The organism is Celeribacter ethanolicus (assembly GCF_002407265.1).
Classification (GTDB): Bacteria; Pseudomonadota; Alphaproteobacteria; order Rhodobacterales; family Rhodobacteraceae; genus Celeribacter; species Celeribacter ethanolicus.
Genome location: NZ_CP022196.1, coordinates 1,305,758 through 1,330,113 on the forward strand (window position 1 = coordinate 1,305,758; position 24,356 = coordinate 1,330,113).

28 protein-coding genes are annotated in these 24,356 nt (G+C 61.7%); 10 read left to right on the plus strand and 18 right to left on the minus strand.

Annotated elements, in window-relative coordinates; genetic code table 11:
- Positions 1 to 16 precede the first annotated feature (16 nt).
- Positions 17 to 865 carry a hypothetical protein gene (locus CEW89_RS06275; protein WP_096805314.1) on the plus strand — a complete coding sequence of 283 codons (849 nt, stop codon included), beginning with the start codon at positions 17 to 19 and terminating at the stop codon, positions 863 to 865.
- Positions 866 to 916: 51 nt separating this feature from the next.
- Here the strand turns inward: CEW89_RS06275 and CEW89_RS06280 are convergent, their stop codons facing one another.
- Both CEW89_RS06280 and CEW89_RS06285 read right to left on the minus strand, forming a co-directional pair.
- Positions 917 to 1,474, minus strand: coding sequence for a peptidylprolyl isomerase (locus CEW89_RS06280; RefSeq protein WP_096805315.1), 558 nt, complete (start codon positions 1,472 to 1,474; stop codon positions 917 to 919).
- Positions 1,467 to 1,973, minus strand: coding sequence for a peptidylprolyl isomerase (locus CEW89_RS06285; protein ID WP_096805316.1), 507 nt, complete (start codon positions 1,971 to 1,973; stop codon positions 1,467 to 1,469). The genes CEW89_RS06280 and CEW89_RS06285 overlap by 8 nt, the downstream gene beginning before the upstream one ends.
- 182 nt (positions 1,974 to 2,155) lie before the next feature.
- Here CEW89_RS06285 and CEW89_RS06290 point away from each other — a divergent pair, with 182 nt between their 5' ends.
- The 4 genes from CEW89_RS06290 (at position 2,156) to CEW89_RS06305 (ending at position 5,694) form a co-directional block, all read left to right on the plus strand.
- Entirely contained in the window at positions 2,156 to 3,343 is a 1,188-nt protein-coding gene (locus CEW89_RS06290; RefSeq protein ID WP_096805317.1) for a phosphoglycerate kinase, read from the plus strand.
- A gap of 275 nt (positions 3,344 to 3,618) precedes the next feature.
- Positions 3,619 to 4,512 carry a fructose bisphosphate aldolase gene (locus tag CEW89_RS06295; protein WP_096805318.1) on the plus strand — a complete coding sequence of 298 codons (894 nt, stop codon included), beginning with the start codon at positions 3,619 to 3,621 and terminating at the stop codon, positions 4,510 to 4,512.
- Between the two features lie 233 nt (positions 4,513 to 4,745).
- Entirely contained in the window at positions 4,746 to 5,048 is a 303-nt protein-coding gene (locus CEW89_RS06300; RefSeq protein ID WP_066710702.1) for an FtsB family cell division protein, read from the plus strand.
- Between the two features lie 73 nt (positions 5,049 to 5,121).
- A complete protein-coding gene (locus CEW89_RS06305; RefSeq protein ID WP_066710827.1) occupies positions 5,122 to 5,694 on the plus strand; it encodes a transglycosylase SLT domain-containing protein in 573 nt (190 codons plus the stop codon).
- Positions 5,695 to 5,697: 3 nt separating this feature from the next.
- On the opposite strand, the gene CEW89_RS20695 is transcribed toward CEW89_RS06305, so the two are convergent.
- Positions 5,698 to 5,994, minus strand: a complete 297-nt coding sequence (locus CEW89_RS20695; protein ID WP_157779771.1) for a hypothetical protein — start codon at positions 5,992 to 5,994, stop codon at positions 5,698 to 5,700.
- Positions 5,995 to 6,217: 223 nt separating this feature from the next.
- Here CEW89_RS20695 and pdhA point away from each other — a divergent pair, with 223 nt between their 5' ends.
- From pdhA to CEW89_RS06330, 5 genes are all read left to right on the plus strand, one after another.
- The gene (gene pdhA, locus CEW89_RS06310; RefSeq protein WP_096805319.1) at positions 6,218 to 7,243 is read left to right on the plus strand and encodes a pyruvate dehydrogenase (acetyl-transferring) E1 component subunit alpha; all 1,026 of its coding nucleotides are present in this window, start codon (positions 6,218 to 6,220) and stop codon (positions 7,241 to 7,243) included.
- A gap of 18 nt (positions 7,244 to 7,261) precedes the next feature.
- The gene (locus CEW89_RS06315; RefSeq protein WP_096805320.1) at positions 7,262 to 8,629 is read left to right on the plus strand and encodes a pyruvate dehydrogenase complex E1 component subunit beta; all 1,368 of its coding nucleotides are present in this window, start codon (positions 7,262 to 7,264) and stop codon (positions 8,627 to 8,629) included.
- Positions 8,630 to 8,641: 12 nt separating this feature from the next.
- Positions 8,642 to 9,937 carry a pyruvate dehydrogenase complex dihydrolipoamide acetyltransferase gene (locus CEW89_RS06320; RefSeq protein ID WP_096805321.1) on the plus strand — a complete coding sequence of 432 codons (1,296 nt, stop codon included), beginning with the start codon at positions 8,642 to 8,644 and terminating at the stop codon, positions 9,935 to 9,937.
- A 121-nt stretch (positions 9,938 to 10,058) separates the two neighbouring features.
- Positions 10,059 to 10,940, plus strand: a complete 882-nt coding sequence (locus CEW89_RS06325; protein ID WP_096805322.1) for a hypothetical protein — start codon at positions 10,059 to 10,061, stop codon at positions 10,938 to 10,940.
- Positions 10,941 to 11,085: 145 nt separating this feature from the next.
- A complete protein-coding gene (locus CEW89_RS06330) occupies positions 11,086 to 11,421 on the plus strand; it encodes a carboxymuconolactone decarboxylase family protein (protein ID WP_066710717.1) in 336 nt (111 codons plus the stop codon).
- Between the two features lie 21 nt (positions 11,422 to 11,442).
- Here CEW89_RS06330 and CEW89_RS06335 read toward each other — a convergent pair whose 3' ends face one another.
- The 15 genes from CEW89_RS06335 to CEW89_RS06405 form a co-directional block, all read right to left on the minus strand.
- On the minus strand, positions 11,443 to 12,279 hold the full coding sequence (locus tag CEW89_RS06335) for a glycosyltransferase family A protein (RefSeq protein ID WP_096805323.1): 837 nt from the start codon (positions 12,277 to 12,279) through the stop codon (positions 11,443 to 11,445).
- A gap of 22 nt (positions 12,280 to 12,301) precedes the next feature.
- Entirely contained in the window at positions 12,302 to 13,123 is an 822-nt protein-coding gene (gene cysE, locus CEW89_RS06340; RefSeq protein ID WP_066710723.1) for a serine O-acetyltransferase, read from the minus strand.
- Positions 13,124 to 13,244: 121 nt separating this feature from the next.
- The gene (locus tag CEW89_RS06345) at positions 13,245 to 13,961 is read right to left on the minus strand and encodes a DUF2793 domain-containing protein (RefSeq protein ID WP_096805324.1); all 717 of its coding nucleotides are present in this window, start codon (positions 13,959 to 13,961) and stop codon (positions 13,245 to 13,247) included.
- A complete protein-coding gene (locus tag CEW89_RS06350; protein WP_096805325.1) occupies positions 13,954 to 17,871 on the minus strand; it encodes a baseplate multidomain protein megatron in 3,918 nt (1,305 codons plus the stop codon). Before CEW89_RS06350 ends, CEW89_RS06345 begins: the two co-directional genes overlap by 8 nt.
- Positions 17,871 to 18,326: an NlpC/P60 family protein gene (locus CEW89_RS06355; protein WP_096805326.1), complete on the minus strand. Its 456-nt coding sequence runs from the start codon at positions 18,324 to 18,326 to the stop codon at positions 17,871 to 17,873. The genes CEW89_RS06350 and CEW89_RS06355 overlap by 1 nt, the downstream gene beginning before the upstream one ends.
- Positions 18,327 to 18,337: 11 nt before the next feature.
- Positions 18,338 to 19,261: a DUF2163 domain-containing protein gene (locus CEW89_RS06360; protein ID WP_096805327.1), complete on the minus strand. Its 924-nt coding sequence runs from the start codon at positions 19,259 to 19,261 to the stop codon at positions 18,338 to 18,340.
- Positions 19,261 to 19,893: a DUF2460 domain-containing protein gene (locus CEW89_RS06365; RefSeq protein ID WP_096805328.1), complete on the minus strand. Its 633-nt coding sequence runs from the start codon at positions 19,891 to 19,893 to the stop codon at positions 19,261 to 19,263. Before CEW89_RS06365 ends, CEW89_RS06360 begins: the two co-directional genes overlap by 1 nt.
- 39 nt (positions 19,894 to 19,932) lie before the next feature.
- Complete coding sequence (locus tag CEW89_RS06370) at positions 19,933 to 20,613, minus strand: phage tail tape measure protein (RefSeq protein WP_096805329.1); 681 nt, start codon at positions 20,611 to 20,613, stop codon at positions 19,933 to 19,935.
- Positions 20,606 to 20,833, minus strand: coding sequence for a rcc01693 family protein (locus CEW89_RS06375; protein ID WP_096805330.1), 228 nt, complete (start codon positions 20,831 to 20,833; stop codon positions 20,606 to 20,608). The genes CEW89_RS06370 and CEW89_RS06375 overlap by 8 nt, the downstream gene beginning before the upstream one ends.
- 18 nt (positions 20,834 to 20,851) lie before the next feature.
- Positions 20,852 to 21,166 carry a gene transfer agent family protein gene (locus CEW89_RS06380; RefSeq protein ID WP_096805331.1) on the minus strand — a complete coding sequence of 105 codons (315 nt, stop codon included), beginning with the start codon at positions 21,164 to 21,166 and terminating at the stop codon, positions 20,852 to 20,854.
- Positions 21,167 to 21,169: 3 nt separating this feature from the next.
- Complete coding sequence (locus tag CEW89_RS06385; protein WP_066710745.1) at positions 21,170 to 21,583, minus strand: phage major tail protein, TP901-1 family; 414 nt, start codon at positions 21,581 to 21,583, stop codon at positions 21,170 to 21,172.
- 24 nt (positions 21,584 to 21,607) lie between these two features.
- Positions 21,608 to 22,018, minus strand: coding sequence for a DUF3168 domain-containing protein (locus CEW89_RS06390; protein WP_096805332.1), 411 nt, complete (start codon positions 22,016 to 22,018; stop codon positions 21,608 to 21,610).
- Positions 22,015 to 22,356: a head-tail adaptor protein gene (locus CEW89_RS06395; RefSeq protein ID WP_096805333.1), complete on the minus strand. Its 342-nt coding sequence runs from the start codon at positions 22,354 to 22,356 to the stop codon at positions 22,015 to 22,017. Before CEW89_RS06395 ends, CEW89_RS06390 begins: the two co-directional genes overlap by 4 nt.
- Positions 22,356 to 22,952, minus strand: a complete 597-nt coding sequence (locus CEW89_RS06400; RefSeq protein ID WP_096805334.1) for a head-tail connector protein — start codon at positions 22,950 to 22,952, stop codon at positions 22,356 to 22,358. Before CEW89_RS06400 ends, CEW89_RS06395 begins: the two co-directional genes overlap by 1 nt.
- A 173-nt stretch (positions 22,953 to 23,125) precedes the next feature.
- Complete coding sequence (locus CEW89_RS06405; RefSeq protein ID WP_198403511.1) at positions 23,126 to 24,343, minus strand: phage major capsid protein; 1,218 nt, start codon at positions 24,341 to 24,343, stop codon at positions 23,126 to 23,128.
- Positions 24,344 to 24,356 lie beyond the last annotated feature (13 nt).

Genomic DNA, 24,356 nt, shown 5'->3' on the forward strand with positions numbered 1-24,356 from the left:
GCGCAGAATAACCACCATGATCAGACTCACAGCTCTCACATTTGCTCTCGCGAGCCTCGCCTCCGCCTCACAGGCCGACACATGGCTTACCGGTGACGGCTGGATCGCACTTGGCGCGTCCAACATCGAGGATCAGGATGTCTGGCTCGGTGGCGACGGCACGTGGTCGACCACTTGGCACGGGTTGGGCCTGAGTTTTGGCGCCTTCGGCACGCTCGGGCGCACGCATGAAACCTATGGCGCACTGAGCTATAGCTTTGGCTCCGCGCGCATCGAGGCTGGCAATCCCCGTCCCGCTTACGACAGTTTCGCGCGACCTCTGATCGCCGATGTGATGTTGCCAGAGGCGCTCGCGCGCACCGACAGCGGGTTCAGCCGGTTGACCGATGGAGCAATCACCGAGAACAAATTCCTGCCCTACGGGCTGCGCTATGCAAACACCGATCTGGCTGTCTCGCTGCATTACGTCGATGACTATGACACCGCTGTGCTGAGCCTCGGTGGCGGCTGGGAGACGGGCAGCTGGCGGATTGAGACGGCGCTGGAATATGTCGACGGCGACAACTCGGACGCCAATGCGAAATTGCAGGGCAGCCGGGCGCTGGGTGCAGGCAACTTTACCGGCACGCTGTCCTATAACGAGGCCAACGATGCCTCTGCCGCGATGGAACTGGCCTATCGGCATGCCGTCAGCGACCGGGTAGCCCTGACCGAACTGGTCTCCATTCCGATTGAAGAGCCGGAAGAGGGCGTCGCGCTTCTGGGCGCGAATATCTACCTGCGGGGCGCCACCTCGCTCGATCTCTCCGGCGGCTATGGCGATGGCGACGGGCTGGCCAATGCGGCGATCCGCTTCGAGTTTTAAAAAAGGGCGCTCGGTGGCGCCCTTTCTCATCTCTCAGCTCAGCTTTCGCCGTCAGTCCGTGACCTTCACCGAGGTCATCACATCCGGCTGACCGATCACGGCACCGTTCGGGCCGCTGCCCTTCTTGATCGCGTGAACGATTTCCATGCCGGAGGTCACCTTGCCGACCACCGTGTATTGACCGTTCAGATGCGGTGCGGGCGCGAACATGATGAAGAACTGCGCATTGGCGGAGTTCGGGTTCTGGCTGCGCGCCATACCGACGACACCCTCGTCAAAGGACAGATCGGAGAACTCGGCTTTGAGGTCCGGATATTTCGACCCGCCGCGCCCGGCCATCTGCATGGAGAAATCGGGCGCGCCCATCTTGCCGTATTGCACATCGCCGGTCTGCGCCATGAAGCCGTCGATCACGCGGTGAAACACGACATTGTCATAGGCACCTTCGGCGGCGAGCTTGGTGATCTGCTCGACATGATCCGGGGCCACATCCTCGAACAGGTCGATGTGAACCACGCCATTGGCCTCGCCCGCGACGGTGATGTCGAGCCCGGTGGCAAAGGCCGGACCCGCCGCCAGAGCGGCAATCAGGGTGAGAGATTTAAGCATCGGCGGCCACCTTCACGGAGATCATTGCATCCGGAACCATCGGCGGCTCGCCACGGGTGATCTTGTCGACAGCCTCCATGCCGGAGATCACGCGGCCATAGACCGTGTACTGGCGGTTGAGGAAGTGGTTGTCGTTGAAGTTGATGAAGAATTGCGAGTTGGCGGAGTTCGGGTTCTGCGCCCGCGCCGCCCCGATGGTGCCGCGATCGTGCGGAATGCCGGAGAACTCGGCCGGAAGGTCCGGCAGATCGGAGCCGCCCGTGCCTGCGCGGCGCAGTTCGAACTCTTTGTTCTGGTTGCCGAATTTCACGTCGCCGGTCTGCGCCATGAAACCGTCGATCACGCGGTGGAACACCACGCCGTCATAAGCACCGGCGCGCGCGAGTTCCTTCATCCGCTCGCAATGTTTCGGTGCGATGTCAGGCAGAAGTTCGATGACAACATCCCCGCCGTCGAGCGTGATGATGATGGTGTTTTCGGGGTCCTTGATCTCGGCCATAAATGCCTCCTCCGGGTGGAAATGGGTCAAAATTTAGCGCAGTTTAGTGTCTGGGCGCGTCAAGGGAAAGACCGATCTGCGCGATGTGCCCGCATGCGCCTCACGCGCGGTTGACGAAGCGGTGAGGAGCCGTCAAACAGGTGACGACAGATGCCCAACCTTCTTAACAAGGACTTTTCGATATGGCCTGGAAAACCCTCGACGACATGGATCTCTCCGGCAAGGTGGTGCTGACGCGCGTCGACATCAACGTGCCCGTCAAGGACGGCAAGGTGACCGACGCCACCCGGATCGAGCGGATCAAACCCACCATCGACGACATTCTCGCCAAGGGCGGCAAACCGGTTCTGCTGGCGCATTTCGGACGCCCGAAAGGCGAGGTAGTGCCGGAGATGAGCCTCGGTCTGATCAAGGATGCGGTCGCCGAGGTTCTGGGCGTACCGGTGAAATTCGCCACCGACTGCATCGGCGGCCCGGCCAAGGAGGCCGTTGCGGCGCTTGGCGAGGGCGAAGTGCTCCTTCTGGAAAACACCCGATTTCACAAGGGCGAGACCGACAATGACGGCCAGTTCGCCGCCTCCCTCGCGGCGCTTGGCGACGTCTATGTCAACGACGCCTTCTCCGCCGCGCACCGCGCGCATGGGTCGACCGAGGGCGTGGCGAAACTCCTGCCCTCCTGCGCCGGACGCCTGATGCAGGCGGAGCTTTCCGCACTCGAAAGCGCACTTTCCACGCCGGAGCGTCCGGTGGTTGCGGTCGTGGGCGGGGCGAAAGTCTCGACCAAGCTCGATCTGCTGGGCAATCTGGTGCGCAAGGTAGACTATCTGGTAATCGGCGGCGGCATGGCGAACACCTTCCTCGCCGCCGAGGGCGTCGACGTGGGCAAATCGCTCTGCGAACACGATCTGGCCGAGACCGCCCGCGAGATCACCAAGAAAGCCGGTGAAGCGGGCTGCGAGATCGTGTTGCCTGTCGATGTGGTTGTGGCGCGCGAATTCAAGGCCAATGCCGAAAACGAGACCGTGCCGGTCACCGAATGCCCGGCGGATGCGATGATTCTCGATGCCGGACCGAAATCGGTCGAGAAGATCGCCGAAATCCTTGAAGGCGCGAAGACGCTGATCTGGAACGGCCCGCTCGGCGCCTTCGAGATCGAGCCCTTCGACATGGCGACAAATGCGGCGGCGCAAAAGGCCGCCGAGCTGTCGAAAGCCGGCAAGCTGGTGTCGGTCGCAGGCGGCGGCGACACGGTCGCGGCGCTCAACAAGGCGGGGGCCGCCGACGACTTCACCTATATCTCGACGGCGGGCGGCGCCTTCCTCGAGTGGATGGAAGGCAAAGAACTTCCTGGCGTCGTCGCCCTTGGATAAGTTTGAAAAGCCCGCCGCGCGCGGGCTTTTTCATACCCTGATCCGGCGACATGGCGGCTATGCCAAAGAGGGTTGCGTCAGATCATGCCGAATGCCCGCAAAAGGGGCTAGCTTCCGGGCGGAATCGCCCGTTAGCGCCACCAAGGAAAGAAAAACGTGACAATTCCAAGGCGTTAGCGCCACCACGATTGCGACCGAATGCCGGGCGGGTTAACCCGGTAAGGAACTCCAGAATTCCCGCACACGGGACAGATTTGAGCCAAAAGAGGAAACACATGTCCATTCAGGAAATGACCGCGAAAATCGGCGAAGGCCAGGGCTTCATCGCAGCACTCGACCAGTCGGGCGGGTCCACCCCGAAAGCGCTGAAACTCTACGGCATCGAGGAAAACGAATATTCCGGCGAAGAGCAGATGTTCGACCTGATCCACGAGATGCGCTCCCGCATCATGACCTCTCCGGCCTTTACCGGCGAGAAGGTGATCGGCGCGATCCTGTTCGAAATGACCATGGACCGTATGGTCGAGGGCAAACCGACCCCCTCCTACCTCTGGGATGTGAAGGGCGTTGTGCCGTTCCTCAAAATCGACAAGGGTCTCGAAGCCGAAGCCAATGGCGTTCAACTGATGAAACCGATGCCGGGTCTCGACGATCTTCTGGCCCGCGCGTTCAAACTCGGCGTGTTCGGCACCAAAGAGCGCTCCGTGATCAACGCCGCCAACCCGGAAGGCATCAAAGCCGTGGTGGATCAGCAATTCGCTGTGGGCGATCAGGTTATCGCCGCCGGTCTGATGCCAATCCTCGAGCCGGAAGTGACCATCACGATTGCCGACAAGGCCGAGGCCGAAGCGATCCTGCGCGAAGAGATCCTCAAACATCTCGACGCCATGCCGGAAGACAAGCAGGTGATGCTGAAACTCTCCCTGCCGACCGAGGCGAATTTCTACAAACCGCTGGTCGATCACCCGCGCGTTCTGAAAGTTGTGGCGCTGTCCGGCGGCTATGCCCGTGACGAAGCCAACGACATCCTGTCGAAAAACACCGGCATGATCGCATCCTTCTCCCGCGCGCTGTCCGAAGGGCTGAACGCCAAACAGAGCGACGCGGAGTTCAACGACATGCTCGCCGCCGCCGTGGACGGTATCTACAAGGCCTCCATCGCAGGCTGAACCGCCGCGCCCGGGATCACAGGCTAATCGGAAAATCAGGCGTCCCTCAGGGGGCGCCTTTTTCGTTTCAGCATTTTTTTGCAGATGATTCGTTTTTGGGATTCACAGAGAGAATCGCCTGTGTCATAAACAGGTTACGGAGGCGATCCGCCAAAGAGAAAGCCCCGTGAGGCAGAGCAGGTGACTTACCCATCGTGGTCAGGCACCTTTCATACAAAGGTAAGAAGCCTATCATGGCTCATCCGCGCAAACGCCCGTCGCTGACTGTGCTGTTGTACAGTGGCGTCATGGTCACCCTCGGTGGCTATTTCACCTTTGCCGCCGTGCAGGGGGAATACGGGCTGTTTCGCCGTTTGCAGATCGAGGCAGAATTGTCTCAACTGCAAACGGTGAGCGGCAAGCTCGACGATGAGCTTGCGGTGATGCGCAACAAGACCCTGCGCATGTCTGACACCTACCTCGATCTCGATTTGCTGGACGAACAAGCGCGCGACATCCTCGGGTATCTGCGCACCGACGAGATCGTCATTCGCTGACATCCCCTGCCCCGAAAGGCAAAAGATGACACAGAGAGACAGAGAATTTGCCCTCCTCCTCACCCGCCGCCGCATGATCCTCGGCGGGGCTGGCCTGTTGACACTGTCCGCCTGTGGCGGCGGCTACGGCGGCGCACCTGCAAACCCGGAAGACGCCTGTGCGATCTTCCGCGAGCGCCCCCATTACCAAAGGGCGCTTGAGGCCTCAGAACGCAAATGGGGTGTGCCGGTGCATGTGCAAATGGCGCTGATCTATCAGGAATCCACCTTCCGCGCGACCGCCCGCCCGCCGAAACGCTATGTGCTGTTCATCATCCCGAAAGGCCGGGCCAGCTCGGCGCGGGGCTATGCTCAGGCGCTCGACGGCACATGGGACGATTACCGCAACGGCCCGGGCCGCGCCGGTGCCAGCCGCAGCAACATCCGCGACGCCACCGATTTCATCGGCTGGTATGTCTCGACCAACAACGCCGCCTTGGGGATCGCCAACACCGACGCCCGCAACAGCTATCTGGCCTATCACGAAGGCCGCACAGGCTACGCCCGCGGCTCGCACAACGGCAAGACATGGCTTTTGAACACGGCGGATGGCGTGGCTGCACGAGCGGCGCGGTATGAGGCGCAGTTGGGGTATTGTCGCGGGTGAGGATCAAGGGCACGCTAAACAAGTAGAACGATCTGGAATACGACCACCACTACCGTCATAGTAGTTCACAACGCCCCCACCGTGCTGACAGGTGCCACATGGTTCATATTCAGCCTTTAATCCACCAGTACTGATTATCTTTTGCTCCAAATCAAAATAAGCTTTCGGATTACTCTCCTTCAAATTCAAAAAATCAGCACGCGTTGATGCTACCAGCGCCTCGACCGATGGGGGAAATGCCTGTGCCTCCATATCTTTTGTGAAAAGCGCTTCCGGCGAGAATTCCACTACGACCTTCATTTAGATTTCCTCCGCTTATGTTTTAGTTTTCAATATCTAGAGATTTAACTTGAGAACCAAACTCATATTACGTCAAGCCTCGCCTTCCCCCACCCCGACATTCCCCAAACGCATAGCTGCCTCCCGCAGCGCATAGCAGAAAATTCGTGCATTCAAGCCCCGCCTCCTTTATCGTATAGTTTAACACTAAACTATCAGCCGTGATCTTGGAGGAGGAGGCCTGATGGCACCCCGTAAAACAGCATCCAAACCGGCGAGCACGGCCAATGTGTCGAAAGACGAGCTGCTCGCCTATTATAAAGACATGCTTCTTATCCGTCGTTTCGAGGAAAAGGCCGGCCAGCTTTACGGCATGGGCCTCATCGGCGGGTTCTGCCACCTTTATATCGGTCAGGAAGCCGTCGTGGTAGGGCTTGAAGCCGCCGCGAAAGAGGGCGACAAGCGCGTGACCTCCTATCGCGACCACGGCCATATGCTCGCGTGCGGCATGGACCCGAACGGCGTGATGGCCGAGCTGACGGGGCGTGAGGGCGGCTATTCCAAGGGCAAGGGCGGCTCGATGCACATGTTCTCGAAAGAGAAGCATTTCTACGGCGGTCACGGCATCGTCGGCGCACAGGTGCCGATTGGCGCGGGGCTTGCGTTCTCCGACAAGTACAAAGGCAATGACAACGTGACCTTCGCCTATTTCGGCGATGGCGCGGCCAACCAGGGCCAGGTGGCCGAGACCTACAACATGGCGGAAATCTGGGACCTTCCGGTCATTTTCGTCATTGAAAACAACCAATACGCCATGGGCACCTCGACTCAACGCTCGACGAAATCCCCGTCTTACTGGGAACGCGGCGCGGCCTACGGAATCGAAGGCGAGGAAGTCGACGGCATGGACGTTCTGGCCGTGAAAGAGGCCGGTGAGCGCGCCGTCGCGCATTGCCGCGCGGGCAAAGGGCCGTACATTCTTGAGGTCAAAACCTATCGCTATCGCGGTCACTCCATGTCCGACCCGGCGAAATACCGGACCCGCGAGGAAGTGCAGAAAATGCGCGAGGAACGCGATCCGATCGAAGCCGTGCGCGCGATCCTTCTGACCGGGGGACATGCGTCTGAGGAAGACCTCAAGGCGATCGACAAGGACATCAAGGCCGTGGTCAACGAATCTGCGGAATTTGCGAAAGCCAGCCCGGAACCGGCGCTCGAAGAGCTTTGGACCGACATTTACGCGGATGAAATTCCGCCGCACAGCGCCTGATCCGGAGGAGATACGACCATGGCAACCGAACTTCTGATGCCCGCCCTCTCTCCGACCATGGAAGAAGGCACGCTCGCGAAATGGCTCGTCAAGGAAGGCGACACCGTCTCCGCCGGCGACATCATCGCAGAAATTGAAACCGACAAGGCCACGATGGAATTCGAGGCAGTCGACGAGGGCATCGTCGGCAAGATCCTTGTGGCCGAAGGCACCGAAGGTGTGAAGGTCAATGAGGTGATCGCGATCCTCGTGGAAGAGGGCGAAAGCGCCGACGATGTGGCGGCCCCTGCCCCGGCCGCTGCGGCTCCTGCGGCCGCAGAGGCGCCGGCAAGCACCCCGGCGAAAGCCGCAGCGCCCGTCGCAGTCGTCTCCAAAGCCTCCCCGGATTTCCCGGAAGGCACGAAGATGAAGACCCAGACCGTGCGCGAAGCGCTGCGCGACGCCATGTCCGAAGAGATGCGCCGGGATGAAAACGTCTTCCTCATGGGGGAAGAGGTCGCCGAGTATCAGGGTGCGTACAAAATCTCCCAAGGTATGCTGGACGAATTCGGCTCGAAACGCGTGATCGACACGCCGATCACCGAGCACGGCTTTGCCGGGATCGCGACCGGTGCGGCCTTTGGCGGGTTGAAACCGATCGTCGAATTCATGACCTTCAACTTCGCGATGCAGGCCATCGACCACCTGATCAACTCCGCCGCCAAGACGCTTTACATGTCCGGCGGTCAGATGGGCGCGCCGATGGTGTTCCGGGGGCCGAACGGCGCCGCCGCCCGCGTCGGTGCGCAGCACTCGCAGGATTACGCCGCCTGGTATGCGCAAATTCCGGGCCTGAAAGTCGTGATGCCCTACTCGGCAGCCGACTACAAAGGCCTGATGAAAACCGCGATCCGCGATCCGAACCCGGTGATCTTCCTTGAGAACGAAATTCTCTACGGCAAATCCTTCGAGGTGCCGGATCTTGAAGATTTCACCATTCCCTTCGGCAAGGCCCGCATTTGGCGTGAAGGCACGGATGTGACCATCGTCTCCTTCGGGATCGGCATGACCTACGCTTTGGAGACCGCCGACAAGCTGGCCGAAGAGGGCATTTCCGCCGAGGTCATCGACCTGCGGACGCTCCGCCCTATCGACTATGACACCGTGCTGGCCTCCGTGATGAAGACCAACCGCTGTGTGACCGTCGAAGAAGGCTGGCCGGTCGGCTCCATCGGCAACCACATCTCCGCCACGATCATGCAGCGTGCCTTCGATTATCTCGACGCGCCGGTGATCAACTGCGCCGGTAAAGATGTGCCGATGCCCTACGCTGCCAACCTCGAAAAACTCGCGCTTGTGACCACCGACGACGTCGTGGCTGCCTGCAAAGAAGTCACCTACCGCTAAGGAGAACCCGTTATGGCTATTGAACTTTTGATGCCCGCGCTGTCTCCGACGATGGAGGAAGGCACGCTGGCGAAATGGCTCGTGAAGGAGGGGGATACCATCTCCTCCGGCGACGTGATCGCAGAGATCGAGACCGACAAGGCGACGATGGAATTCGAAGCCGTGGACGAAGGTGTCATGGGGAAAATCCTCGTGGCGGAAGGCACCGAGGGCGTGAAAGTGAACGCGCCGATTGCGGTGCTTTTGGAAGAGGGCGAAGACGCCTCTGCCGCTGAGACTGTCGGCGCCTCTACGCCCGCTCTGGCGGCGGAAGAAGCCCCGAAAGCTGAGGCGCCCGCCACAGCGGCGGCCCCTGCCCCGGCAGCGCCCAAAGCGGCCTCTGGCGAGCGCATCTTTGCTTCGCCTCTGGCGCGTCGCATTGCGGCGCAGAAGGGTCTCGACCTCTCTGAGATTTCGGGCTCCGGTCCGAAAGGCCGTATCGTGAAAGCCGATGTGGAGAATGCCACAGCAGCGCCGAAAGCCGAAGCACCGAAAGCGGCTGCCCCTGCCCCGGCTGCCGCCGCAGCAGCGCCTGCTGGCCCGTCGGCGGATATGGTCGCGAAGATGTACGAGGGTCGCGAATACGAGGAAATCAAACTCGACGGCATGCGCAAAACCATCGCCGCGCGTCTCACGGAAGCCAAGCAGACCATCCCGCATTTCTACCTGCGCCGCGACATTCAGCTCGATGCGCTGATGAAATTCCGGGGCGAGCTGAACAAGCAGCTCGAAGGCAAGGGCGTGAAGCTTTCGGTCAATGATTTCATCATCAAGGCGGTGGCGAATGCGCTGCAAGAAGTGCCGACCGCCAATGCTGTTTGGGCCGGTGACCGGGTGTTGCAGATGAAAGCCTCTGACGTGGCTGTCGCTGTGGCGGTCGAAGGCGGGCTGTTTACGCCAGTGTTGAAAGACGCCGACATGAAATCGCTCTCGGCCTTGTCGAAAGAGATGAAGGATCTGGCCACCCGTGCACGCGACCGCAAACTTGCGCCGCAGGAGTATCAGGGCGGGTCCTTCGCGATCTCGAACCTCGGCATGTTCGGCATCGACAATTTCGACGCCATCGTGAACCCGCCGCATGCCGGTATTCTGGCCGTCGGCTCCGGGGTGAAGAAACCGGTGGTCGGCGCGGATGGCGAGATCAAGGTTGCGACCGTGATGTCTGTCACCATGTCGGTGGACCACCGCGTGATCGACGGGGCTTTGGGCGCGGAGCTTTTGAAAGCCATCGTCGAGAACCTGGAAAATCCGGTGGCGATGCTGGCGTAAATCGTACCACAACGTAAATCGCAAAAAAGCCCCGCCAAAGCGGGGCTTTTTTATTGTTTCCACATTAACATTGGATAACATCGGGAAATAATAAACATCATCCTTTTCAAAGGTTTCTGGTTTGAGCTTCTATTTTGCATTGAAAACCCAAAGTAAGATCACAACGGACGATATTCTCAGCGCGCTCACCAAGAGCGATGTCGCCGCCCTACAAACAGACGCCGGGACGGTCTTTTATCACCCAGGGCAATCCCTGCGCGGGGTGATCCTTTATGAAACGAATGATGGCTATGACATCGGTCTGAACGCGTTCACACCCCGCATCGACGCGTATCTGGCTCGGGAGATCGCCTCGGTCATCGCCAAGAGAACGCAAGCCGAAGTTTACGCAGAGGACGATGAGCTCGCGATACCGGCTGAACGCATTGCGGAATATGGCGGTGAGGATTGGATCGCCGCACGAGAAAACGAAGCGCAACTGCTCATGGCGCAATCTGGCAGTCAGATCACAGATCAATATTCGACCGTCTTCGGTTACAAACGCCCTTTCGCCCTCCCAACATCAAAGGCACTCAGTGCACAAGACCGCCTGAGCGAAATCGACAGGCTCATGCTGGAAGGCATTGCCCTTCAACAGATCGACGACGTCGAAGATATATATCCCGCGCAAATATTCACCATGACCTTCAAAGCGCCAAAGCGGCGTCTTTTGGATCGCCTCAAAGGCAGACCTCAGCAAGATGCGCCGCCTGATCGACATTTTTTCACAGTGACGGAAGAGACACGTACACTGACACCTGCGCCGATGAACTTTGGAGAGTTAGAGGTCAACTTGGTGGACAAGAGCAATCAAACGCGAGCCATCACTGCTGAAAATCTGTACAACCATGCGCGCAGCCTTGGGTGCAGGGAATATGGTTTCGGCAGTTTTGACCTCACCTTGTCGGGCGATGATTTCGAAAAGATTTTTGCCGAAGCTCGAGCGCTTTCTCCCCTTGCCTAACAGGTTTGTCGACGGGGAAAATATTATTCCAACATGATCCGTCTCAAATCCCCCTCCCTTCCGCCCTGTTAGAGTGCCCTTGGAAAGTGGCCTGACCTCTGAGCGGCAAGGTTCTCGTGGCAGGCCGTCACAAAGGAGGCCCATTATGGACTGGTCAAAGGAACTCGAAGGTGTGCAAAACGCCATGATGGCGTTCGGGCAAGGATCGCCTGCGGTCGGGGAAGGCTTCAACGCCCTGCACCATGCAGCGACCGCCGAAGGGGCGATCCCGGTGAAACATAAGGAGCTTCAGGCCCTCGCCATCGGCATCACCAAGCAATGCATCAACTGCATCGGTTTTCACGTCAAGGCCTCAATCGACGCGGGCGCCACACGCGAGGAAATCGCGGAAACGGTCGGCGTCGCGATTCTGATGGGTGGCGGCCCGTCCTTCATGTACGGGATCAAGGCGTTGGAGGCCTATGACGCACTGAAGGCCTGAGGGATCGGCTCGCCCCGATGCTCATGCGCTCCCCGTGGTCTCCTCGGAGAGCGCAAAGTCTTTGCGAATGGCGGCGATGCGTTCGGGGTCGGTGATTTCGAGATGGGTGAGGTAGAGCAGCTTGTCGTGGCCTTTGCGAAGCTGCATGTTGTCCCCATGGTTCACCATGTAGAGCACCGCCGGGAACGGAACCGGAGCCAATGGATAGCCGAGGCGTTCGGACCTTTTCGCGTAGTTCATATGCCCCTTGCCAAGCATGCGCATATAGAACACCGGAAAAGCCTGTTTGCCCCAGTCCACCGCGAAAAACGCGCAGGAGCCACAATGTTCCCAAAGATCATGCTCCCCGCCGATCGCCCGGCCCATCGGCGCGATGCGTCCGCTCGGCGCATCCACCATATAGCCCTGTTCGATCAGATAGCCGCGCCCGTTGTTGTCCTCCGCCACATAGCGGAACAGATCCGGATGCAGCAGATCGTCGGCGTCGAGATGCATGACATAGCTGAACCGATCGAAGCGGCGCGCCGCATATTCGGCCATCAGCCGGGCCTTCACCCGCTGATCCGAGATATTCGCCGCGCCAGTGTGGGGTGGCGCGGGCAGGAAATGGTAGCCGTCCTGATCGGGGAAATTCCCCGGTCGGTCCTGCGAGCACAGGATCACTTCGAAATTCTGGTACGACTGCGCCCGGAGCGAGGCCAGTGTGCCCTCGAGAATGTCGCACACCCTCTGCCAGTCCTGCGCCCGCGCCTTGCCGACCAGCGGGATCATCACCACGATCAACGGCGCGGGATCGGGCCGGTGCGGCTTTGCGAAAACCCGTCGATAGCCCGATGCGAGCAAAGATTTCACATCCATCGTGACGTCGTCCGTCTGCGTCTCAGCCCTGATCGCCGGTGCGCGCACCGATGAGCTGGTTCATAGAGATCGACGGCTGCGAACAGCCCGCTTCGCCCACGACCTTGGCGGGCACACCCGCAACGGTGGTGGCGGGCGGCACTTCGTTCAGCACGACGGACCCCGCTGCGATGCGCGAGCAGCAGCCGATGCGGATATTGCCCAGAACCTTGGCTCCCGCACCGATCAGCACGCCATCACCGATCTTCGGATGACGGTCCTCATCCTCCTTGCCGGTGCCGCCGAGCGTCACGTCATGCAGGATCGAGACATTGTCACCAATGACTGCGGTCTCCCCGAAGACCAGCGCATGGGCATGATCGAGGAACAGCCCCTTGCCGATCCGGCAGGCCGGATGGATGTCGACGGAAAATTGCTCGGACATGCGCATCTGGAAGAAATACGCCAGATCGCGACGGCCTTCGCGCCAGAGCCAGTTGGAGACGCGATGCGCCTGGGTCGCCTGAAAGCCTTTGAAATAGAGCAAGGGCTGAATGTAGCGGTGGCAGGCCGGATCGCGGTCATAGACGGCGCAGATGTCGGCGCGCGCGGCCTCCGCGAGCGAAGGATCGGAGACATAGGCCTGATCGGCAATCTCGCGAATGAGCTGTTCGGACATGTCGCCGGAGGCGAGTTTCTGCGCGATCCGATAGGCCAGCGCATCTTCGAGCGTCGCATGATGCAGGATGCAGGCATGCACCAACCCGCCCAGTAGCGGCTCGGCATCCACAGCTTCGCGCGCCTCGGAAACGATGCGGCTCCAGACGGGATCGAGTTCTTTGAGAGTTGTGCGGATCTTGGCCATGCGCTTTTCCTCTTTGTCAGGAGCTTACTATAGATAGGTCCGGTTTCCAAAGCGCAAGTGCACAAGACAGAAAAAAGCCCCGCGCAATTCTGCACGGGGCCGTTTCAGGGGCCTTTGGCCCTCACTCCGACGGCAGCGAGAACTGCACGCAATGGAGGGCCAGACGGATCACCCCGCCCGCGTCGAAATCGCCGCCCTCGCCGGTGAGGATCAGATCCTCGGAGCCATAGTAGGTCAGCGGATTGCCGGTCAGCCCGCGCAGCCAGCTTCCTTGAGTCAGCGACAGACCGGACCCGTAGCGGTTCGACGAGGCGGCCACACCAAGGGAAAACCCGGTCAGCCCGGTGCCGGTGATGTCCGAAAGAACCCGCCCGGTGACGCCGTAGACCACCGACTGGCCGGGGATGGCATAGCTCACCGCGGAGGTGGTGCCCGCGGTGAGCGTGTGATCCACCTCGATCACCTTTTGCACCATGCCCGCCCCATGAGCCGAAAGCGTGATGAGGCCCAGCACCCAGTCACTGCCATCGAACCCGGCCCAGCCGTTCTGATCGGCGACATAAGCGCGCATGCCGAGCGTGGCGGGCACGAAGGCCCAGCCGCCGTTAACATAAAGCGCGATGCTCCCGTCCTGACCGGCCCAGTCATTGACCGCAGAGGCCGGCACACCGTATGCCTCGCCCTCCTGCGGGGTCGTGGGCGGCGTGGTCTCGGTCACGGAGATCAGCGTGAGCTGCATCAACCCGTCGAGACGGGCCAGCGCCTCGTTCATGGTGACATGTTTCTGCGCCTGAGAGGCCTCAAGCAACGGCAGGGCGAAGCGGGGTGTGTCAGTCATGGATCTCGATCTCCCGGAAGAGGCCCACCCCGAAGCTGTCGGAGATTTGGGCAACGTGGATGTCATAAGCGCCAGTCACACCGTCGCTCGATTTCTGTCCGGCCGTGTAGGTCCAGGCCGGGCTGGTGACGGTGGTCTCGCGCAGGACAGCCCCGCCTTGCACCACCCGCACAAGATACAGTTCGATGGCCTCGCCCAGCGGCACCTCGTAGGATTGCCAACTGTCGCCGTCGATCCGCGTGCGCCGGACCCAGCTCACCTCCGTATCGCCGGAGCTTGTGTGCCGGGCGCTGAGATGCGCAGGGGCATAGGGGCGCAGGCCGATGCCGTCGAAGGCCTCGACATAATGCTCGTAGCTCGGATCGTCATAGCCCCGGCTGGCCGGGCCGATGCGGTAATGCCAGGCCAACCCGCGCGCGGATTGCGCAATGTCGATCTGCCGCAACGTGCTGTCCAGGAGCACAAAACGCGATCCGATGGACCAGCCGGGCGTCAGCCCGCCCGTGCCTAGACCGTCAGAGCCCAATTGCCCGCGCAGCCTGAGCGTCAGATCGTAGGTCAGCGGCGCGACCAGCTCGGCCGTGGCGAACTGGAACACTTCCCAATTGGCCGAGGTGCCATCGCCGATCACCGCGACATTGTCGCCATTGAGCACATCGAGCATCTCCGCGGAGGACAGCTCCCCCTTGGTCAATCGGACCCGAAGCGCAGCGCCGCGATCCCAGAGACCGGGCGTGGCCGCCTCCAGCGCCGTCAACGTGACCCCGATGGTGGACCAGATCGGCAGGAGTGTGTTCAGTTCATAGCCGCTGTCGGAAGCCGAGGCATAGACCGCCGCCGATCCCGGCCAGGGGTCCGCCGTCACCGCGATATGCGGCGCATAGGGCACCTCACTGCCGGTCAGAAGCGGCAGATCGAGAAACAGCGGATAGACCGGCACGGGGGCGGAGAAGGCCTTGGCCTCGACGATCTCCTCGACCGCCTCGGAGGGCTCATAGATCTCCTGTTCGACGCGGACCGCCTCAATCTGTTGCTGCGCGCCGAGGGTGACGTGGTCGATCCGGTAGCGCAGATCGCCCTCCGCGCTCCTGAGCATGATCACATCGCCTGCACCCACCGCCATCAGCGAAGGCGGCAGGGCGAACCGCGCCGTGTCGCGCGCCACGCGGGATTCGGACAGCCAGCGCTCGGTGATCTGCCGCCCCTCGGCCCGGCTGAGCGCCAGAGGCAATTCGGAGCGCGAGATCAGCCGGGTTTCCTCATCCGGAAAAATCGCCTCCTCGGAGCGTGCGCCATAGTCGTCATCGGCATCCACGAAGGTGAGTTGTACCCGTCCCGCGACCTCAGCCTCGGGGGCGCGCACGCGTTCCAGAATGCCGTCGAGCTCCTCGCTGTCGGCCAGTTGGTCTTCACTCAGATCGAGCATGGATTTGCCATCCCGCGACCGGAACACCAACTGTCCCTCACGCTCGATCGCCTCGAACCCATAGGCCAGCATCAGGGGTTGCAGCGCCGACCGCGCGCCGGAAATGTCGGAGACGCTATAACCGCGCAGCACGCCCCAAAGCTCAGACGTGTCAATCTCATCTACCCCGGAGCGGGCGCAGATCTCGGTCACAACATCGGCCAGTGAGCGCGCGGTGGAGCGGCCGTTGAGCCAATGACCACGGGCGTAATTGTCACCATCCGACCACACGGAGGTGGTCGACGGGAAAGTCGGGTAAGGCCGCGCATCCCAGGCCCAGAGATGGGCGCGGCTCATGTCGATCATCGCACCGCCATAGACATCGGAGGTCGGGTTATGCGCCGTATCTCCCCAATATTCGGTCATCGCCCGGACATATTGCAACTGGATGAAATCGTCGCGCCGCCCGTTCGAATAGGCCGGAAGCGCGCTTTCCGAGGATTTCGCATCGAGGAACTTGTTCGGCTCGTTGGTGCCCTTGTCGATCGCGGCACAGCCGAATTCGGTGAACCAGATCGGTTTCGATCGCGGCACCCAAAGCGACGGTGTCTCGCTGCGCACCCCATTGATCCGCTCGTGGTGGTCGTTCTGCCACCAGCCGCGCATGTCCTTGTAGCGGTACACCCAATCCTCGCCATAGGCGCCATCAGCGATCGGCGTGCGGATCTGGGCCGCGTCATGGTTCTCATGCGCGTAATACCAGTCATAGCCCTCGCCACCCTCGATATTGGATTTGAGGTAGTCGAGATTGTAAATCGAACCCCAATCCGCATCGAGGTGATCGTCACCCTCGCGCCAGTCCGACAGCGGCATGTAATTGTCGATGCCGATGAAGTCGATATTGGCGTCGGCCCACAAGGGATCGAGGTTGTAATAGAGATTGCCGTCGGCCTGATAGCCGAAATATTCCGACCAGTCGGCGGCATAGCCGATCTTGCACGCGGGTCCGAGAATGGTGCGCACATCGGCCGCGAGCTGGATCAAATGATCCACCGCCGGAAATCCCGAGACGCCGCGAATCCGGGTGAGAGAACGCATCTCGGAACCGATACAGAAGGACTCGACGCCCCCCGCCAGTGCACAGAGATGCGCGTAATGCAGGATCATCCGGCGGAAGGAAAACTCCGCAGGCCCACTATAGCTCACGGTCCGGCTCAGCGGGGTGAAATCGCTCACCTGTGCGGTGCCGAAAAACGCTGCAACCTCGGCCTCGGCAGCGGCGGTGCCGTCCGTCGTGCCCGCCACACCGGGCGCCAAAGACGTGGTGATCCGCCCACGCCAGGGCAAAGCCGGTTGCTCTTCTTCGCCGGTCCACGGATCAATCAACCCGTTGCCCTCCATCTGATCCATCAGGATGAACGGGTAGAACATCACCTCCTGCCCCGCCTCATGCAGCGCCCGGATCGCCTGCACCACCGACTGATCGGTCGGCGTGCCGCCATAGATCACCCGATCCTCCGCATCGCGCGGGATCGTGGCCGCAGTGGCGCGTGTCAGCCCGGAGACCTTCCACGCCATATCCCTGGAGTCGCGTGCCGTTTGTTCGACTTTGGGCTGAATCTGACATGTGCTACAGCGCAGATCGCTCCCGAACCACGACACCACAAGCGAGGTCGAGCCACAGTTCGGTAATTCCTCGGTCATGGTGTCGAGCGAGGTGGTGAAATCGCTCTGCCCCGAGGCGGAATTCATGTTGGAGACAAGCACACCGCCCGCCCCGTCCTTCAGATACACCGGTTCGGTCGCCAAAGCATATTCGCCGGTGCCGGGGATCATTGCCACGGCGGGCACCAGATGGGTGAGATCGGAGGGGGCCTCGGCCTGATCCGCGCGGATCACCTCGAAAGTGAACTGCGGCACGCGGTTGCCGAAGGGCGTCAGATCCACATCCTCAAGCACCACATAGGCGATGCCGCGATAGGCCGGCACCGTCCCCGCGCCCTCGACCGCCTCGATCTTGGCATCCGGCAACTGGTCCTCGGAGCCGGTGTAGGCCCGCATGGTCAGAGTGCTTTTGTCGATCTCCGAGCCATCGGCCCAGACCCGGCCCACACGAATGATCTCGCCCTCGCAAAGCGCCACGGCAAGCGAGACGGAATAGCTGTATTCCTTCACCGTCGTGCTGGGCGCGGTGCCCTTGCCGCCCACCTTGCTCTTCGATGTGTTCTCCTGAAACTCCGTCGCCCAGATCACCTGACCGCCAACCCGCATCCGGCCATAGACCTGCGCCACCGCCGTACCTTCGGAGGCACCGGTGAGGCGAAACCGTTCGACCCGTCCGGTTTCGACGGTCTGGCTGCCGACGCCCATCAGGCGCTGGTCGATGGCCTGACCGATGGTCGCGCCGATCGCCCGGCCGATCACCACGGAAGAAAGCCCGAAGACACCGCCCCCGACGGAGGCCCCAAGCGCTGCGCCTGCGGCGGAAAGTACGATCGTCGCCATCAGAGATCTCCCTCGCTGTCGTGAACGGATGGAAAGGCGAAACACCGGACGATCCGGCGACGCCAGGGCGCGCTCAGGGCATTCTCAAGAACGCCATGACCGCTATAGGCATGGATAAATGTCGGCGCGTCTCCGACCCGGCCCAGCACGCCAAGATGCTTGGCCACCGCGCCCTGCCGCATCCGGAACAGCAACACATCGCCCGAGACCATCTCGGCGAGCGGTTTCTCGATCAGAATGGACTGCGCGGCACGCAACAGGCTTTCGTCCCGCTGCGGTTCGCTCCAGTCTGCCGTATAGGCCGGAATCCCGATGGGTTCGGCACCATACACCTCGCGCCAGATGCCGCGCAGCAACCCAAGACAATCCGTCCCCGCCCCCTTGCAGGAGGCCTGATGCAGGTAGGGCGTGCCGATCCAGGCCCGGGCGCGCTCCGCAATCCTCAAATCAGTCATCTGCCTCTCCCTCAAAACGGGCTTTCAAAATCACTCAGGTCGAACAGTCCCCCGGAACGGCTGCTGCCATCGTTCTTGCCGCTGCGCACCGGATAGGAGGCCAGCCAATCATCGCCCGGAATATGCGGGAAGCCCCGGAAATTCAGGAAGTTGTCGAACTTGAGCCGACAGGTCGTCGCGCGTTTGTCACAGCCCGCTTCGATGCGGATCGTGTCGCCCGGGGCAATCTCGGCGCGCAGCTCTTCCCAAAGCTCGACCCTGCGACCATCGGCGGAGAGACGATCGTTCTTCACGAGCCCCACAAGCCCCGCCGCCGCGCCCGTTAGCACCGTGAAACGACCCCGCTCGAACCAGCGGTCGTCAAAGCCGGTGAGATCGGCGAAAGCAAAGATCTTACCCTTCTCGACACTCTCGACCGCCACTTCGGTGACATAGCCGGGCTGCAACGTGTCAAAGCCACAGCCCGTGCCGCCCAGAATGGCGGAGCACCCGGCCTGATAGACCCGGCCCTGCGGCTGGTTCAACTCCTCGGTCAGGCCGCGCAGCTCGGCGCGAAATCCGCCCGACACACGGGTGATCTCGCCAAAGCTGCCCTGAAACAGCAGCGCACGTTCAGAGACGTCGGCCCAGTTCACCAGCCAGGAGCGCACATGCGCCCCGTCGAACCGCCCGGCGCGGATGTCCTCTTCGGTCACCGCCGCAGCGGAAAGCGCGCCCAGCGCCTCGGTGTTGTCGACCGAAAGCCCGGTGGATTGCTCAAGCGCATTGGCGGTCAGGCCTGTGTCGGCCTTGAACGTCACACCCTCGAACGTCAGGTCGTTGTCGTGATCGGTGAATCCATAGGTCTCGCCATCGCGCCGCACCAAGGCCCAGGCCCGGCACAGCGTCGTCACGCCCGAGGCGAGATGGGTTTGAAGCTCTTCGGAAAAGGCCATCAGACACGCACCTCCACAACCGGCACGTTCGGCACTTCGCCCGCCTGAAACGAAGAGACCGACGTCGAAATGCTGGTGGTGTCGAACCGCACCGGCACGTCGAATTCGAAGCCTGCGGTGATCTCGGCCCCGCCAGTGGGTGGCATGCCAAAGGTAACCAGGCCGGTGGTGGTGTCCACCTCCCATTCGACCGCCTCAAACGCCTGCTGCCCGCCGACACCGATCAGAACCGTGCCCAGCACTGGTTTCTTGATCGGACGGACATAGGCGGTCGTGCCGGAGCGGTAGGTTTTCGAAAGCTGAAACACCGTGGTCTCACCATCGCCCTCGCCGATCACCTGATCCTCGAAACCGGTCGCAACGGAGGGTTTGCAGGTCTTGTAATCCGACCAGTCCTTCCAGCGAAACCCATAGAGCTGGCCTTGCCGCGCCTCGAAAAACGCAATCAGCGTTTCAATGTCGTCGAGCGAACGCATCCCCAGCCCCGCATCATAGCGGCGGCGCGAATGCGCCCAGGGCGTGTTGCGCTCTTCGAACCCGTTCGCGAGCGTCACCACATCGGTGCGCCGCTCCGGTCCGCCGACGGAGCCAAAGCTCAGATTGGCCGGAAATCTCACATCATGAAAACCCATGGTCTACCCTCCGAATGGCGCCTTAAATGTCCGATTGCGTTACTGGTTGCGCGAACCACGGCCCAAGGCGCGGCTCAACTGGGCGGCCACCTGCGACTGGCTGCGCTGGAAGCCCGCGACATCGGGCGTGGTCACATTCATCGTGATATTGACGGGCCGCGACGCCCCTGACGCCTGCACGCCAAGCTTGCCATTGGCGCCACGGGTGAGCGGCATGATCGCCTCAGCGCCGGCCTCTCCCATCAGCCCCGTGGCGCCGCGCATCGGGAAATAGGTCGGGCTGGACACCACGCCGCCGTTGGCGAAAGGCATGACCTTGCCCTGCGCAAAAGCCCCGCCCTTCTCGAAGGGCAGAAGGCTCTGGATGATGCCTTCGAGCCCGGAGCCCAACACCGATCCGAAATGGCTCGTCACCGGCGTCACGGCGGCGTTATAGGCCGCCACCAGCATCGACTGCCCAAGCCCTTTCAACGCCTCGGCCAGCGTGTCGCCGTCGAACACCAGCCCGTCGATCGCCTTCTTGAGGCCGCGCGAAATGCCGCTTTCGAGCTTCGAGACCTCACGTTGCGTCTCCGCCACCGTCGCCTGAAGCCGCAGCATTTCCTGATTGAACGCTGCCGCCATGGCCTCCGCCCCGCCGATGGCGCTCTCCATCTGTTCGACCCGATCCTCGAAGATGCTCAAGCCGTTGATATCCGTGCCGTTCAACTCGTCAGCCATGATCTTGCCCTTTCATTCCATCTTCGTCGGGAAAGGCCTTCGCCAGTTCCTCAAGCCGCGCGCGGCCCATCGGTGCCGTGCCGCTGCCCGCCCCCAGCATGAGCAAAAGCTCGGCCGGGGTGAGCGCCCAGAACTCAGAGGGCCTCAGCCCCAGCCCCTTGATCCCGAGCCGCATCAGCGCGGGCCATTCGAACCCGCCCTTGTCCGAAATCATCCCCATGACGTTCTCCCTTCGAGTTTACGCGGGCACCGTGAAGGCGCGCGCGATCAGCTCTGCGCCCACGCGGGCCGCCTCCAGCGGGCCGCCCGCGATCTCCGCGGTCAGGATGTCGTCATAGCCGCCCTTCCAGCCGCCGCCCCGGAGCCCCGCCACGACGATGCGCAGCACATCCGCCGAAGAAAACCGTCCCGCCTCGTAGCGCTCGACAAGCGCCACCAGCGTGTCGACTTCGAGCCCGGCCTCCAGTTCGGCCAAAGCCCCAAGGGTCAGTTTGAGAACGTGGCGTTCGCCGTTCAACGTCAGCGCCACTTCGCCTTGGAAGGGGTTCGCCATGGTTTACACCGCCGTGAAGCTCAGCGCGCCCGCGGACGCCATCGCCAGCTCATAGGTCGCCTCGCCATTGTACGAGCCCGCGTATTCGATCGAGGTGATCATGAACGCGCCCTGCACCGTGCCGAAATCCGGGATGATGACCTGAAACTCCGGCACTTCGCCGTCGAAAAAGATCTGGCGCGCGCGCTCGTCGGTGCTCTCGTCCTTGAACACGCCCGAGCCGGAGATCGTGGCGCTTTTCACGCCCGCACCGCCCAGAAGCTCGCGCCAGCCGCCCGAGCTTTCCAGCGAGGTGACATCGACGCTTTCCGCGTTGAAGGAAATCCGCGTGGCGCGCAGGCCTGCGATGGTTTCAAACGTGCCGGACCCGTTCATGTCCAGCTTGATCAGGAGGTCTTTGCCGTTTTGGGCAGCCATGGTCGTTTACTCCGTCTTGGAAAATCAGTTGTCTTCGACGCGCGCGCGGAATTTCAGGTCGATCCTGCGCACATCGCTGTCCTGAACGCGCCGGGCCTTGGCCGACACGAACCAGAGGCCGACAAGCGTGCCCCGCGAGAGGGTCAAATCGGCATCCACGAGGATGTCCGAAAGGCGCGCGGCCACCTGTTTCGAGGTGAGAAACCCCGCGCTGTCGGACACGACCGACACGGTGAACTCATGCCGCGCGCCATGCCCGGTCTTGTCGGAAGCGTCGGTGACATCCTCCGGCCCGAGGCTGACGTAAAGCGCCGGGATGGTGCCCGCAGGGGCCGCGTCATAGATCGCGCCGCCGACCAAGCCGTCGAGCGTCGCATCCGCGGCCAGCGCCTGAAAAACCGCCGTCTGAAGGGCCGCCGCCACTCCGTAGCTCATGACGTCACCTCCTCACGCGCATTGCAGGTCAGGTAATGTCCCTGTGCATCCATCTCTGTGACGGCGAGAATGCGAAACACCCGCCCGCCCTCGACAAAACGCTGATCCGGTTTCGGACGCCGTTTCGATCCCACCGGCGCACCGCGCACCACGATCTTCATCGGAACCCGCGAGACGGTGAGGAAATCCTCGGAGGTCTCGGACCCCGTCCCCGCCTGAATCGCCGCCCAGAGCGCGCCGAGCTGAACCCAGGTTTCGACATAACCGCCCGCGCCGTCAGAGGTGCGTTGCGCCTCCTCAAGCACCAGCTTGCGATTGAGATGCACCACCGCCGACATCAGCTCCGCCCTCCGAAGAGACGCAGGTTGCGATAGCGCTCCAAAAGCGTGCTGACACCAAACGGCATGGTCGCCTCGCCCACCACCGTCTCGTGACGGTGCTCGTAGTAATGCGCGGCCAGAAGAAACACCGCCTGCGCCAGATCGGCGGGCAGAGCGCCCCATGTATCGGCAAACCCGGCGGTGAAGGTGAATTTCGCCTGACCCGCCACCGGGATTTGCGGCAGGACAAAGCCGGTCGAAACCACACGCGACCGGTGCATATCCGGTTCCAGCATGTATTTCGCGCTGTCCACCGTGGTCTCGGCCCCAAGCCGGTCCACGATGACAAAGCTCGCCACAGCCGTGACGGGCGCCACCGGCAAAACCTGCGCGCTCAGATCGCGCCATGCGGTGACCGTGTAAAGAAAATCGCGGGTGATCAGCACCTTGTTGGTGCGCGCCTCGACCGCCGCCATGGCCGCCCGCAGAAAGCTTTCCAGAACCCCGTCCTGAACCCCGTCGTCGTCAAACCCGGTGCCAAGTCTCATATGGTCCCTGAACTCAGCGACCGGCAGCGCCGCCGTGGCCACCTGGGTCTGCTCCATCAACATCATGGTACAACTCCGTATCCGGGCCCCCTTGTTTCGTATGAACGGACGCGCGACCCCCCTTGCTGCTCGGACGGAGGGGGAGCTGCTAGACAACACGGGTGAATTGGACCGCGCATCCGCCGCCCCTGTCCCCATGCGTAAAACAGGAGGACAAGGGCATAGTCAGTCAGGGTGTCTTAGGAGACGCCGAACTTCAGAAGTTTGATCGCTGCGAAGTCGGAGACATCACCGCCCACGCGTTTGGTCGCATAGAAGAGAACATGCGGTTTCGCGGAGAACGGATCGCGCAGAATGCGCACATCCGGGCGTTCAGCGACGGTGTAGCCGGAGGCAAAGTCACCGAAGGCAATGGCCGCCGCGTCAGACGCGATGTCCGGCATATCTTCGGCGATCAGAACCGGGTAGCCCATCAGACGCGCCGGCTCACCAGCGGCCAGACCATCGGACCAGAGGAAACGGCCATCCGCATCCTTGAGCTTGCGAACCTGACCTGCGGTCTTCGAATTCATCACGAAGGTGCCGTTGGCGCGGTACTGCGCGCCCAGCGCGTAGACCAGTTCAACGATGGCATCCGCCGGGTTGGTACCGTCAAACGCACCGTCGGTGCCGGTCGCGATATAGCCCAAAGAGCCCCAGGCCCAGCTGTCATTGGCCACTTGAGTGTGGTTCAAAATGCCGGTCGGCTTGTCGACACCGTCGCCATTGATAAAGGCGGAGGCTTCGGCAGAGACGAATTTGTCGGCGATGCGACCCGCGAGCCAGCCCTCGATGTCGAAGGCGCTGTCGTCCAGCAGACGCTGTGAGGCTTTCGGCAGAGCGGAAAGCTCGTAAAGCGGGATCGAGATGCGGTCGATGGTCGGCGTCGCGGTCTCGGACAGGGTGCCGGTCTCGGTGACCCAGCCGGAGCCCAGATCGGTGGTGTCGATCAGCACGTCGTAAGAGGTTGCTTCGACATTGACGACATTGGCAATCGAGCGGATCGAGGCGGTGGATTTCAGCACCGATTTGATCACGTCGGAGGTCTGCGGATCGACGAGGTACCCGCCATCGCCATTCACGGCGGTGGACATGGATTTGCCCTCAAGCGCCAGACCGCGCAGCGCATCGTCATCGCCATTGCGCACATAGGTGGTGAAGGCCGATTTGTGGGACATATCCACCTCTTGCGCGGCAGACAGGGCCGGACGTGTCAGATTACCGGCGTAGGTGTGAGATTTACGATCAAGCATGGTCAGTCGCTCTTCCTGCTTTTGAAGTTTCGATTTGATTTCGGTCTGAAAGTAGTTGAGATCACTCATGAAACCGGCCAGCGCGGTCTTCACCTCACGGGTCAGATTTGGGGTCAGATCCGGGGCCGGACCCGACTGTCGGGCCGCTCTTTCGGGGTTGCTCATCCAAACATTCCTT

What these genes read in the sequence shown, in the direction of transcription:
- CEW89_RS06405 (WP_198403511.1), bottom strand. Translation starts at nt 24,343, where the DNA reads ATGAGCAACCCCGAAAGAGCGGCCCGACAGTCGGGTCCGGCCCCGGAT.
- CEW89_RS06295 (WP_096805318.1), top strand. Translation starts at nt 3,619, where the DNA reads ATGTCCATTCAGGAAATGACCGCGAAAATCGGCGAAGGCCAGGGCTTC.
- CEW89_RS06370 (WP_096805329.1), bottom strand. Translation starts at nt 20,613, where the DNA reads ATGGCTGACGAGTTGAACGGCACGGATATCAACGGCTTGAGCATCTTC.
- CEW89_RS06315 (WP_096805320.1), top strand. Translation starts at nt 7,262, where the DNA reads ATGGCAACCGAACTTCTGATGCCCGCCCTCTCTCCGACCATGGAAGAA.
- CEW89_RS06345 (WP_096805324.1), bottom strand. Translation starts at nt 13,961, where the DNA reads ATGACTGACACACCCCGCTTCGCCCTGCCGTTGCTTGAGGCCTCTCAG.
- CEW89_RS06330 (WP_066710717.1), top strand. Translation starts at nt 11,086, where the DNA reads ATGGACTGGTCAAAGGAACTCGAAGGTGTGCAAAACGCCATGATGGCG.
- CEW89_RS06335 (WP_096805323.1), bottom strand. Translation starts at nt 12,279, where the DNA reads ATGGATGTGAAATCTTTGCTCGCATCGGGCTATCGACGGGTTTTCGCA.
- CEW89_RS06285 (WP_096805316.1), bottom strand. Translation starts at nt 1,973, where the DNA reads ATGGCCGAGATCAAGGACCCCGAAAACACCATCATCATCACGCTCGAC.
- CEW89_RS06400 (WP_096805334.1), bottom strand. Translation starts at nt 22,952, where the DNA reads ATGATGTTGATGGAGCAGACCCAGGTGGCCACGGCGGCGCTGCCGGTC.
- CEW89_RS06385 (WP_066710745.1), bottom strand. Translation starts at nt 21,583, where the DNA reads ATGGCTGCCCAAAACGGCAAAGACCTCCTGATCAAGCTGGACATGAAC.
- CEW89_RS06395 (WP_096805333.1), bottom strand. Translation starts at nt 22,356, where the DNA reads ATGTCGGCGGTGGTGCATCTCAATCGCAAGCTGGTGCTTGAGGAGGCG.
- CEW89_RS06390 (WP_096805332.1), bottom strand. Translation starts at nt 22,018, where the DNA reads ATGAGCTACGGAGTGGCGGCGGCCCTTCAGACGGCGGTTTTTCAGGCG.
- pdhA (WP_096805319.1), top strand. Translation starts at nt 6,218, where the DNA reads ATGGCACCCCGTAAAACAGCATCCAAACCGGCGAGCACGGCCAATGTG.
- CEW89_RS06275 (WP_096805314.1), top strand. Translation starts at nt 17, where the DNA reads ATGATCAGACTCACAGCTCTCACATTTGCTCTCGCGAGCCTCGCCTCC.
- CEW89_RS06360 (WP_096805327.1), bottom strand. Translation starts at nt 19,261, where the DNA reads ATGGCCTTTTCCGAAGAGCTTCAAACCCATCTCGCCTCGGGCGTGACG.
- CEW89_RS06365 (WP_096805328.1), bottom strand. Translation starts at nt 19,893, where the DNA reads ATGGGTTTTCATGATGTGAGATTTCCGGCCAATCTGAGCTTTGGCTCC.
- CEW89_RS06290 (WP_096805317.1), top strand. Translation starts at nt 2,156, where the DNA reads ATGGCCTGGAAAACCCTCGACGACATGGATCTCTCCGGCAAGGTGGTG.
- CEW89_RS06350 (WP_096805325.1), bottom strand. Translation starts at nt 17,871, where the DNA reads ATGGCGACGATCGTACTTTCCGCCGCAGGCGCAGCGCTTGGGGCCTCC.
- CEW89_RS06300 (WP_066710702.1), top strand. Translation starts at nt 4,746, where the DNA reads ATGGCTCATCCGCGCAAACGCCCGTCGCTGACTGTGCTGTTGTACAGT.
- cysE (WP_066710723.1), bottom strand. Translation starts at nt 13,123, where the DNA reads ATGGCCAAGATCCGCACAACTCTCAAAGAACTCGATCCCGTCTGGAGC.
- CEW89_RS06375 (WP_096805330.1), bottom strand. Translation starts at nt 20,833, where the DNA reads ATGGGGATGATTTCGGACAAGGGCGGGTTCGAATGGCCCGCGCTGATG.
- CEW89_RS20695 (WP_157779771.1), bottom strand. Translation starts at nt 5,994, where the DNA reads ATGAAGGTCGTAGTGGAATTCTCGCCGGAAGCGCTTTTCACAAAAGAT.
- CEW89_RS06280 (WP_096805315.1), bottom strand. Translation starts at nt 1,474, where the DNA reads ATGCTTAAATCTCTCACCCTGATTGCCGCTCTGGCGGCGGGTCCGGCC.
- CEW89_RS06380 (WP_096805331.1), bottom strand. Translation starts at nt 21,166, where the DNA reads ATGGCGAACCCCTTCCAAGGCGAAGTGGCGCTGACGTTGAACGGCGAA.
- CEW89_RS06320 (WP_096805321.1), top strand. Translation starts at nt 8,642, where the DNA reads ATGGCTATTGAACTTTTGATGCCCGCGCTGTCTCCGACGATGGAGGAA.
- CEW89_RS06355 (WP_096805326.1), bottom strand. Translation starts at nt 18,326, where the DNA reads ATGACTGATTTGAGGATTGCGGAGCGCGCCCGGGCCTGGATCGGCACG.
- CEW89_RS06305 (WP_066710827.1), top strand. Translation starts at nt 5,122, where the DNA reads ATGATCCTCGGCGGGGCTGGCCTGTTGACACTGTCCGCCTGTGGCGGC.